Source organism: Siphonobacter sp. BAB-5385, assembly GCF_002261125.1.
In the GTDB taxonomy this organism is placed as follows: Bacteria; Bacteroidota; Bacteroidia; order Cytophagales; family Spirosomataceae; genus Siphonobacter.
The window spans coordinates 1-11,126 of record NZ_NMPS01000148.1 but is presented as its reverse complement, the minus strand read 5'-3'; the positions used below and the strand labels follow the sequence as shown (position 1 = coordinate 11,126).

Here is an 11,126-nt window from a genome sequence, read left to right as displayed (position 1 = left end):
ATACGTCCTAACCCCTAGACGAACGGACCATTTAAGGTATTAATCGATACGTTTTTTGCGATTTGCTAAGCCGTTTCGTTTAACGTGGTGCAAAGATAAGGGATTGTCAGACGCGAACGCAAGTCATCGTCTAAAAAAAGTTTTCTTTCTTTTAAAGTTTATGCGTTTTATGGCTTTTGTTCAAGAAAATGCCCGGGAAGCGTCTATCGGGCCGAAAAAAGGATTTATAAGGTATTTGCGACCATCTTCTCACGGATATATCCCGAAAATGAATACTTCGACCCGAGTTTTCTTTGCAACTTATTACAACCCGGGTCGAAGGCTAGCTAGGGAATCTGGTAAGCGGCTACTGTATTCCCATTGAACGTAGGCACGTACAGCACTTTCTTGTTTTGATCGATGCCAATGTCAGCACAGTTTTTCTTTTGAGCCCGCGTATCCAGTACCTGAACGAGTTTGCCGTCGGCAGCGTACCAGTAGTGCAGCACCCCTTCCCAACGCGAGAGAAAAAAGTTAGTACCGTCGGGTTCGATGCCATCGCCGGAGGGCAAGCCTTCGGCGAGTTTCTTCAAGCTTTTATCCGGATTCACTTCATAGAAAACGCCACTACCGGACGTCAGTACGAACATCCGGTCACCCACGAATTTAATGCCGTTGGGTCGCTGTAACTCGGGACTTTCCAGGTATACCGATACGTTTTTACCTTTTACCTGATAAATCCGGCTATTGCCCGAATCCGTCACGTACACATCGCCGTTAGGGCCAACGGTTACATCATTGAGGTTTACGGCTCCTTCGGGTTTCAGTTTTCGTTCGATGTGGCCGCTGCGGACGTTAATAACCGCAATTTCAGTAATATCCGCTACGTACATTTTTCCCTTCGAAATCCCCATGCCTTTGGGAGCGTTGAGACCCTCGGCCCATTTCAGTGTTTGTACCTGACCATTGGCGGCCAGCGTCGAAATGAAGCCTTTGCCATCGGCCTCCCAGGGTTTACCGTCGATGTTACTGACGTAAATAGAACTGCTGGCTGGATCCACCAGTACGGACTCGGGTGTACGAAGTTGGGTAGAGTCAGTTTCCCAGAGTTTTTGTAGCTGAACCTGAGCCGAAGCCGCAAGGCCTGAGAGCAGGCTGGTCGCTAAAACAAGGTATTTCATATACGAGTGAAAAGAGGGATTGGAATAGTAAAAAAGGCTGGAAAAACGTCCGTCTTTCCAGCCTTCATCTGCCTAAACTTTATACAAAGGTAGGCAAAAATTATAACTGAGGCTGTTGAGCGGCCAGCGTTTCATCGTGGTGATGGCCGGGTTTCTTGTTACGCATCACAAACCACAGGACACCGAAGGCGATAATCAGAATGGCCGGGAAAATGGCCATGTTATCGAGCGTTTCCTGTCCGGCAGCCAGTTGAGCGGCATCGCCCGTCAGTCCGCGTGCGGTAGCATTTTTCATTTCATCGTCAATCCAGCCACCAATGATCGGTTGGAAGATAGACGTAGAGAACATCCCCATACCACCGATAATGGACATCCCGAAGGCTCCGGATTTAGGGATATATTCGGCCACGAAACCAATCATCGTCGGCCAGAAGTAGCATACACCGATAGCGAAGATGACCGCCGAAACATAAACCATAGCACCCGTAGCCTGACTCATCAGTACAATACCGATCGTAGCAATAACCGAGGAAGCCCAGAGTACGCCCGTGGGATTAAGGCTGTGTACCAGAGGTCCGGCAAAGTAACGACCAACGGCCATCAAGCCCGTCACCAAAGCCAAAATCAGCATGGGGCTGGCTCCGGCTTTTTCCAGAATAGGACCTACCCATTGTTCCGGACCGAATTCGGAAATGGCCGTAAGGGCCATACAGATCAGCATGAAAATGTACAGCGGCGAGAGCATAGCCTTGATGTTGGTCGTGTTGGAGTGACCTTCTTCGGCCGTACTTTCCGGGAATAACTGACCAAAAAACAGAACGCCGTACAACACCAAGGGAATCAGAATAACCCCCATCTGTAACTGCCAGCCCAATCCGGCGTCGGTCATGAATTTAGAGACCAGACTTCCGATGACGATACCGCCGGGAAACCACATGTGAAAGCGACTCAGCATCTTGGTCGTTTGATTGCCTTCGTACATATCGGCTACCATGGGATTACAGGCGGCTTCGATGGTACCATTACCAAAACCAACGAAGAAGGTAGAAAGCAGCAGAGTCCAGAAACCGTCGGCGAAAATGGTACTGACAATCCCGATCAGGTGCGTTACGAAAGCCACCCATACAATTCGTTTGGGACCGATGATGTTGTACAGCGGGCCGCCTACGATCATCGCAATGGGAAAACCTAGAAAAGCCATTTGGTTTACATAGCCAAGTTCTTTGGAGGTAAGCCCAAATTCGGCACCCAGTTGGGGAAGAATTCCGGCCCGAATTCCAAAAATCATGGCAGTGGTAATTAGACCGAAGCAGCTTGCCAGAAACAAACGATCCCGGTTAACGGACTGTATCATAGCCATTGAGGTTTAGATAAAGGGTTTAGTATGAATGATTTGACGTTTAGCACAGGGAATGTGCATATGAATAGTTCGGCTAAAAAACGAAAAGATGGGCATTTTTGCTAGAAAGAATAGGGTTTATTCTTGAAACGCAAGCGTGAAAAATTCGGTATGCCAAACCGGTACTTTCTCCGGCTTATGTCGATTCTTCATTTGAAATATGCATTTTCTTGTCAAACTTTGGCAGCTTGTATCGAAGGAAGAAGAAGGATTACCGCCTGCCGAAAACATTTCGCCTGACCGTTTAGTACTAAAATCAGGGTACATCGCAGTAAATGCGGCAGCGTATTTTCTTCCGTACATACCTTTCCATTAAACATTCACACGTAGTCAAAAAACCTCTATCCATGGCCAGAAAACTCAGAATGGGAATGATTGGAGGCAGTCTCGATGCTTTCATTGGTTCTGTACACCGTCGGGGAGCCGCTTTAGATGGCGAAATTGAGCTCGTTTGCGGAGCCTTTAGTTCTAATCCTGAAAAGTCAAAAGAAACAGGTAAAGCCCTGTATTTGCCGGAGGATCGGGTATACGGCAGCTTTGAAGAAATGATTCGGCGGGAAAAAGAACTTCCCGAGGGTGAACGTATGGATTTTGTATCCATCGTAACTCCCAACCACATGCACTTTCCGCCCGCAAAAATGGCCTTGGAAAATGGCTTTCACGTGGTACTGGACAAACCGATCACATTGAACCGGGCCGAAGCCGAAGAATTGAAAGCCATTTGGGAAAAGACAAATCTGGTCTTTTGCCTGACGCACAATTACACGGCTTATCCCATGGTGAAGGAAGCCCGTCACCTGATCAAATCCGGAGCCATCGGCAAGGTACGCAAAGTGATTGTCGAGTATCCGCAGGGCTGGTTGTCTCAACTGGTGGAATCGAGCGGTACGAACAAACAGGCCGCGTGGCGTACGGACCCTTCCAAGAGTGGGGCCGCTGGTGGCGTGGGCGACATTGGTACACACGCCGAAAACCTGGCGGAATACATCACTGGTCTGAAAATTACGGAATTACTCGCTGACCTGACGATTTTTGTGGAAGGTCGCCAGCTCGATGACGATGCCAATATGCTGCTTCATTTTGAAAACGGAGCTAAGGGTATTTTGCACAACAGTCAGATTTGCAACGGCGAGGAGAATGACCTGAACATCCGCGTATACGGCGAACTGGGCGGTCTGAAATGGCGACAAATGGAACCCAATACGCTGGTTTGGACCAATCAGGAAAAAGGCTCCCGGATTATTCGTACGGGAGTGAATGCCGAGTCCCGGGCAGCTCAGGTACACACCCGTCAGCCCGCCGGTCACCCGGAAGGATACGTGGAAACCTTTGCCAGTCTGTACCGTAACTTCGCTTTTGCCGTACGGGCGAAGGAAGCCGGTCAGGAACCTGATCCCGATTTCGATTTTCCCGGAGTAGAAGCCGGTTTACGCGGAATGGCGTTCATTGATACGGTGCTGAAGTCGAACAGCAATGGAGCCGTCTGGACGAAGTTTGAGTAGACTCAACTAAATTTCTTTACGTAGTATGAACTGGCAGGAGCGAATTGAATCAGACGAACAGGTATTACTAGGGAAGCCCGTCATTAAAGGAACCCGACTTTCAGTTGAATTTTTGATTGGCAGACTAGCCGATGGATGGTCGGAACAGACTATTCTCGAGAACTATCCTCAGTTGTCTCGTGAGGACTTGCAGGCCGTGTTCGGATATATTCAGGATTGCCTGCGGGATGGCTTACTGTTTCATCAATCCATTCCATCAAAAGCGGCCTGATGAAAATACTAGCCAACGAAAACTTTCCCAAAGCCAGTATTCAGTGGTTGCGGGAACGTCACGTCGATATTATATCCGTTGGTGAACACTATTCTGGATCGAAAGATGAAGAAGTAATGAACCTTGCCATTCAGGAAAACCGTACGATTCTTACTTTTGATCGGGATTACGGTGAACTGATTTTCAAAAAAGGATATAAGCCTCTGGCGGGAGTCGTTTATTTTCGATGGAATTCCTTTACCCCCGAAGCTCCCGGGCAGTTCATACATGAGCTTTTAACGAATGCTGACGTTCAATTGACAGGAAATTTTTCGGTAATCGATGAAAACTTCATCATTCGTCAGCGAAAAATCTAAACTTTCACCAATTCAAAAAATGACCAAAATTAAAGTAGGCGTAGTTGGTACGGGCTTCATCGGACCCGCTCACATTGAGGCGTTGCGGCGTTTGCCGAATGTAGAAGTAGCCGCCCTGTGCGAAGTAACCGCTGAACTCGCCGCTACGAAAGCTGCTCAGTTGGGCATCGAGCGTTCGTACACTTTCGATGAACTGCTGAAGCAGGATGACATTCAGGTTGTGCATATCTGTACGCCTAACTTCCTTCACTATTCGCAGTCAAAAGCTGCTTTGCTGGCGGGTAAACACGTGGTTTGCGAAAAACCGCTGGCTAAAGACCTCCACGAAGCCGAAGAACTGGTAGAACTAGCCGCTCAGACGGGTCTGGTGAATGCCGTTCACTTCAACCTGCGATATTATCCGCTGGCTCGTCAGATGAAAGCCATGCACGAAAGTGGCGAACTGGGCGACGTGTACTCCGTAATGGGCTCGTACCTCCAGGACTGGCTGTTCTACGAAACCGATTACAGCTGGCGTCTGGAACCCGATAAGTCGGGCAACAGCCGTGCGATTGCCGACATCGGCTCGCACCTGATGGACATCATCGAGTACATCACCGGCCTGAAAACCGTAGCTGTACTTGCTGATTTCAACATCATTCATAAAACGCGTAAGAAGCCATTGAAGCCCGTAGAAACCTACTCGGGCAAAATGTTGCAACCCGAAGATTACGCCGACGTACCCATCACGACGGAAGACCACGCTAACGTATTACTCCGTTTCAACAACGGAAACCGCGGCGTGATTACGGTATCACAAGTGGCAGCAGGCCGGAAGAACCAGCTGAAACTCGAAATCGCCGGATCGAAAAAATCCTTTGCCTGGAATTCCGAAGCTCCCAACGAGTTGTGGATCGGTAAACGCGATGGAGCGAATGAAGTACTGCTGCGGGATCCGTCGCTGGTACACCCCGACGTTCGCTCGATTATCACCTTCCCCGGCGGCCATAACGAAGGTTTCGCCGATACGTCCAAGCAAATGTTTAAGGAAGTGTATGCCGCTATCGAAGCGGGTAAAATGCCGGAAAAACCAACCTTCCCAACGTTTGCTGACGGATACCGCGAGTTACTGATTTGCGAAAAAATCCTCGAATCCAACACCAAGCAAGCCTGGGTGGAAGTATAGAGTATTTTAGAATGATGATAACATGGGTTATGCACTCGTGTTATCATCATTCATTCACTCATAACTAATTTACTATGAAAACACTAAAAGGACCGGGTATCTTCCTGGCTCAGTTTTTAGGAGATACGGAGCCATTTAATTCACTCGATAGCATCGCCCGTTACATGGCGAATTTGGGTTACAAGGGACTTCAGCTGCCCAGTGGTGATCCCCGAATGATCGACCTGAAAACCGCGGCCGAGTCGAAAACCTACTGCGATGAGTTGAAGGGCAAACTCGCCGATATTGGCGTTGAGATTACCGAATTGTCTACGCACCTGCAAGGACAGCTGGTAGCCGTACATCCTTCGTACGCCACGATGTTTTCGGGTTTTGGTCCGGCTGAACTGGCCAACGATCCCGCGGGTCAGCAGGCCTGGGCTACCGAACAAATGATTCTGGCGGCGAAAGCCAGTCAAAATTTGGGACTCACGTCGCACGTAACGTTCTCCGGAGCTTTACTCTGGCCATTTGTCTATCCCTGGCCCCAACGTCCGGCTGGACTCGTGGATATGGCTTTTACGGAACTGGCTAAACGCTGGACGCCCATTCTGAATGCTTTCGACGAAGCGGGCGTAAACGTAGGCTTTGAGCTGCACCCCGGCGAAGATCTCCACGATGGTATCTCCTTCGAGATGTTCCTCGAAAAAGTGAACAACCACCCACGGGCGGGGATCAACTACGATCCGAGTCACTTCCTGTTGCAACAGCTGGATTACCTGCAATTCATTGATTTCTACCACGATCGGATTTATGCCTTCCACGTGAAAGATGCCGAGTTCAATCCTTCGGGCAAACAGGGCGTGTACGGTGGCTACCAGGGTTGGGTAGATCGGGCCGGACGCTTCCGTTCACTCGGCGATGGACAGGTGGATTTCAGTGGCATCTTCAGTAAAATGGCTCAGTACGATTACGATGGCTGGGCTGTACTGGAGTGGGAGTGTGCCATCAAGCATCCCGAGCAGGGAGCCGCTGAAGGAGCCCCTTTCATTGAAAGCCATATCATTCGCGTAACCGAGCGGGCTTTTGACGATTTCGCTGGTACGGGTTCGGATGATGCGTTCAACAAAAAAGTACTGGGTTTGTCGTAGACCAAACGGCAGATCAAGGGTATAAAAAAAGAGTCCAGATTCAGTATCCGGACTCTTTTTTATGGAACGCCTAGGGCTTCTGCCAGGCGTTTATTTTGTTTAGAATATCATCGACCGTAATCGTTTCCATGTCGGCATTCAGGGCCGTTAGCGACTCGGCTTTCTTTCCGACCGGACCCCAGCGACCCGCATCCTTGGTTTTAATATCCGTATACAGACCCAGCGTAAAGATACCCGCCGCCGCCGCAATGTGTACGGGACCTGTACTACAGGCAATCAGACCGTCGGCTTGGCTGATGAAGGTAATGAACTGACTCAAGGGAAGTTTTCCACTAATGTCGGTAATCAGGCCTTCGTGCTGCTGTACCCAGGGCAGTAGTTCTTCGTGTTCTTTTTGTGAGCCACTAATAAAGACTTTGAAGCGATTCTGGTCAATACGATGAACGAGTTTCGAGTAATTGTCCAGACTCCATTCCTTGCTGTTTTTGTGCGATTTGGGATGGATAATCAGGTTAAACTTATCGGGCGATAGCAGGGCTTCAAACGTTGGATTGAGGGGTTGAAAACGACTGAGGCCGTAATAATCTGAAACTTCATTCCAGGAAAGGTCCCGTTTAATATTGAGCCCCCGGAGCAATTTAACGTTCAGTTGGGCTTCGTGTAAACCCGAGTTTTTTCGGCTGAGCGGTACGAGCGTATTGCAGGTAAACCAGTGATACAACCGGTTAGTCGTACCGATTCGCTTCTTAATCCCGGCCCGTTTCAGCTGCCAGGCCACCGTACTTAAATCCTTCAGGTGAATGGCCACGTCAATCTTTTCAGTGGCCAGCAGGGTATTGATTTCCTCTACACTTTTCCCCTGCCAGTCGTCGAAATTGACAAAACCATCAATGTGTCGACTAGCCTGAGCGATGTCCCGGGTATACGTACGTCCTAAGACGGAGATTTTACAGGATGGAAAGTATTCCTTGATTAAACCACAAACCGGCATCGCCAAAACCATATCCCCCACGGCATCGGTACGACAAATTAAAACATGCTTGTTAGTAAGGTTATTTTTAGACGATGGCATAGGGTAATCAAAGAGTTAATAGATCACGCACCGGAGGATCAGAATCATGAATAACAGCCCATTGAGACACGACGGGACATAGATGCGTTGCTTGCAGAATACAAACGTAAACATTCCCCTTTCCATCCGGTTCCGATTAAAGAATTTTAATAGAAATAGGGAGGCAATTAAAACGGCTGTAAAGATAGCCCCTGAAGAGGATTACTCGTACGTTTTGGCTGGAGGAAGTGAGGATTCTTTTGATAAGAAGACCAGTCTCGAAAATAAGGAGACGAAAAAACATACGTCGAGTAAAATGGCTTTGTTGTCGGAAGGCACTGCGGTAATGTGTATGGATGTGCCAATGTGATAAGCGACTGAATTTCAGTAAATAAATCCCATCGAGGATAAGAAAGTAGAGCCGGGAACACCGAAGAAAATGTCGCTTTCCCGGCAGGCAATCGTGTTTTTGCCACTAGCTTTGTCCGGCATCGACGCGGGCGGAAAGGACTATACGCATCTTTGTTCCACGGGTCGATAAGCAAACCATTGCATTTCAACTAGTTAACCTCAGATTCATGAAAAAGACATTAATTGGCATTCTGTCACTGATGACCGTTGCCTGTCTTGCCCAATCTCCCAACAAGCTTTCTAAAGCAGAAAAAAAGCAGGTTTTAAATTACTATTCGACGGAAAAACGACCAACGGCTGGCATACGTATAATGGTCAGGGTATTGGTACCGCCTGGAAAGTAGAGGATGGAACGCTGAAGCTGGATGCGGACGCCCGTAAATCCGGAGCAACTGCCGGTGACATTGTTACGGACGCAGAATTCACCAATTTTGAATTGAAGTACGATTCCAAGATTGCCGAAAATGGTAACAGCGGGGTGATGTTTCACGTCGTGGAAAGTAAAAAGTACCGTTATCCCTGGCTGACGGGTCCTGAAATTCAGGTGATCGATAATGAGCGGCATTCCGACAGCAAGCTCGAAAGCCATCGGGCGGGTAGTTTGTACGATCTGATTCCGGCTCAGCCCCAGAATGCGAATGCTGCCGGACAGTGGAATTCCATGCGGGTAGTACTGGATCAGGGCAAATTCACAATCTATCAAAATGACGTGAAAGTGGTGGAAACGGACATGAGTACGCCTCAGTTTGCAGAAATGGTCGCTAAGTCGAAATTCAAGTCTATGCCCGATTTTGCCAAAGCCGCTACGGGCCGTTTTAGTTTGCAGGATCACGGCGATACCGTGTGGTTCCGTAACATTAAGATTCGCGAAATCAAACACTAGAAATGGGATGTCTGCCGAACCCAATCATCGGTGTGAGTGCAATACTCCAACCAACGGAGAAAGCCTTTTGCTGAAGGTCCAGGCTTACGAATACAAAACACGCTCGCACAACGGGCGTGTTTTTTTATGGAAACTGATTTCTGTACGCTCACCAACTCACAAAAGTCAGTGCAAGTGGAGCGGACGTACCCTTGTTTTGTTAATGATTTAGTGCATCCAGAGAATATCCTGAATGTGCCCAGAAAACCATTCAAGAATTATGTATCAGGACCGAATCTTACGCCGGGAACTCATCGATAAACTAGTAACAGCCGATCAGCGGCCGCCCTCATTAAAGACCAGATGGTCGTAGGATCCAGCGGTTTTACCAAAGCTGGCGATAGTAAAGCCGTACTGCCCGCCCTGGCCAGTCGGGCTCAGGCTGAACCCCTGCATATTACCTTACTCACGGGAGCTTCGCTGGGCCATAATACCGATGCGGCTCTAACCACCAGCCACGTACTCAGCCGACGGATGCCGTTTCAGGTGGATCCGGTATTGCGGAAGAGTATTAATGCGGGGGAAGTCATGTTCATTGACCATCACCTCTACGAAACCGTTGAACAACTCCAGAACAGACATCTGCCTCCGGTAGACATTGCCGTTATTGAAGTAACTAAGATTGAGGAAGATGGAAGTTTGGTGCCTACCACATCCGTGGGGAACTCGGCTCACTTTGCGGCTCTGGCCCAGCAGGTGATCGTGGAGGTAAATCTTTCGATGCCGCTGGGTTTGTCGGGGCTGCATGACATCTTTCTGACGGGAGGCTATCCTGAACGTTCCATTATTCCGATTACCTCGCCTTCTTCCCGAATCGGTCGTACCTCCATTCCCGTTGATCCCGAGAAAATCGTAGCGATTGTCATCACCAACATTCCGGATAGTCCGGCGACGGTGGTACCACCCGATGTGAAGACGACGGCCATTGCCGAGTACTTACTGGATTTCTTTAAAAATGAATTCAAGCAGGGACGGCTCAAGAAGTCGCTTTTACCCTTGCAGGCGGGTATCGGAAAAGTGGCTAATGCCGTAATGTCCGGATTTTTGAAGAGTGATTACGAAAACCTGACCATGTACTCGGAGGTATTGCAGGATAGCACCTTTGAGTTGATTGATGCCGGAAAAATGACCTACGCCTCCGCGTCGTCCATTACGGTTTCGGAAGAATGGTATCACCGGATTATGAACAACCTGAACCTGTACCGCGATAAAGTTGTACTCCGTCCACAGAACATCAGTAATGCTCCCGAAGTCATTCGCCGCATGGGCGTGATTGGTATCAATACGGCCATTGAGTTTGACATCTACGGAAACGTCAACTCTACGCATTTGAGTGGTACGCACATGATGAATGGGATTGGTGGTTCCGGCGATTTTGCTCGTAATGCCTTCCTGAGCATTTTCGTGACGCAGGCTGCCTCGAAGGAAAATGCCATTTCACACGTGGTACCGATGGCTTCGCACGTGGATCATACCGAGCATGACGTTGATATTCTGGTAACGGATCAGGGGCTCGCCGATCTACGCGGACTGGCTCCCCGGGAGCGGGCGAAAGTGATTATTGCCAATTGCGTACATCCGGATTACCGGGACGAATTGCAATCGTACTACGAGCGGGCCTGTCAGCGGGGCGGACACACGCCGCACGTCCTGGAAGAAGCCTTTAGCTGGCATACGCGACTGGCCACGACCGGAACCATGAAGAAATCGGTAACAGAATTGAGTTAACAATGAAAAAGGGGAGCCGATCGGCTCCCCT

At 49.0% G+C, this 11,126-nt stretch carries 10 protein-coding genes and 1 pseudogene; 8 read left to right on the top strand and 3 right to left on the bottom strand.

The features are described 5' to 3' along the window. Positions 1-326: 326 nt before the first annotated feature. Complete coding sequence (locus tag BWI93_RS14685) at positions 327-1,160, bottom strand: SMP-30/gluconolactonase/LRE family protein (protein ID WP_094812583.1); 834 nt, start codon at positions 1,158-1,160, stop codon at positions 327-329. 100 nt (positions 1,161-1,260) lie between these two features. Next, positions 1,261-2,514 carry a sugar MFS transporter gene (locus BWI93_RS14680; protein ID WP_094812585.1) on the bottom strand — a complete coding sequence of 418 codons (1,254 nt, stop codon included), beginning with the start codon at positions 2,512-2,514 and terminating at the stop codon, positions 1,261-1,263. Between the two features lie 410 nt (positions 2,515-2,924). On the opposite strand from BWI93_RS14680, the gene BWI93_RS14675 reads away from it, so the two are divergent. From BWI93_RS14675 to BWI93_RS14655, 5 genes are all read left to right on the top strand, one after another. Continuing rightward, on the top strand, positions 2,925-4,061 hold the full coding sequence (locus BWI93_RS14675; protein ID WP_094812581.1) for a Gfo/Idh/MocA family protein: 1,137 nt from the start codon (positions 2,925-2,927) through the stop codon (positions 4,059-4,061). Between the two features lie 25 nt (positions 4,062-4,086). Further along, complete coding sequence (locus BWI93_RS14670) at positions 4,087-4,332, top strand: DUF433 domain-containing protein (RefSeq protein WP_094812579.1); 246 nt, start codon at positions 4,087-4,089, stop codon at positions 4,330-4,332. Then, the gene (locus tag BWI93_RS14665; RefSeq protein ID WP_094812577.1) at positions 4,332-4,688 is read left to right on the top strand and encodes a DUF5615 family PIN-like protein; all 357 of its coding nucleotides are present in this window, start codon (positions 4,332-4,334) and stop codon (positions 4,686-4,688) included. Before BWI93_RS14670 ends, BWI93_RS14665 begins: the two co-directional genes overlap by 1 nt. A 19-nt stretch (positions 4,689-4,707) precedes the next feature. Next, positions 4,708-5,853, top strand: coding sequence for a Gfo/Idh/MocA family protein (locus BWI93_RS14660; RefSeq protein WP_094812575.1), 1,146 nt, complete (start codon positions 4,708-4,710; stop codon positions 5,851-5,853). A 74-nt stretch (positions 5,854-5,927) separates the two neighbouring features. Continuing rightward, a complete protein-coding gene (locus BWI93_RS14655) occupies positions 5,928-6,983 on the top strand; it encodes a sugar phosphate isomerase/epimerase (RefSeq protein ID WP_094812573.1) in 1,056 nt (351 codons plus the stop codon). 70 nt (positions 6,984-7,053) lie between these two features. On the opposite strand, the gene BWI93_RS14650 is transcribed toward BWI93_RS14655, so the two are convergent. Beyond that, positions 7,054-8,055, bottom strand: coding sequence for a glycosyltransferase family 9 protein (locus tag BWI93_RS14650; RefSeq protein WP_094812571.1), 1,002 nt, complete (start codon positions 8,053-8,055; stop codon positions 7,054-7,056). A gap of 557 nt (positions 8,056-8,612) precedes the next feature. Here BWI93_RS14650 and BWI93_RS27840 point away from each other — a divergent pair. From BWI93_RS27840 to BWI93_RS14635, 3 genes and pseudogenes are all read left to right on the top strand, one after another. Next, complete coding sequence (locus BWI93_RS27840; RefSeq protein ID WP_176454231.1) at positions 8,613-8,789, top strand: hypothetical protein; 177 nt, start codon at positions 8,613-8,615, stop codon at positions 8,787-8,789. After that, positions 8,765-9,328, top strand: a pseudogene (locus tag BWI93_RS14640) (DUF1080 domain-containing protein); the annotation flags it as partial. The gene BWI93_RS27840 and the pseudogene BWI93_RS14640, both read left to right, overlap by 25 nt. Positions 9,329-9,670: 342 nt before the next feature. Then, positions 9,671-11,095: a succinate CoA transferase gene (locus tag BWI93_RS14635; RefSeq protein WP_094812565.1), complete on the top strand. Its 1,425-nt coding sequence runs from the start codon at positions 9,671-9,673 to the stop codon at positions 11,093-11,095. The last annotated feature ends 31 nt before the right edge of the window (positions 11,096-11,126 follow it).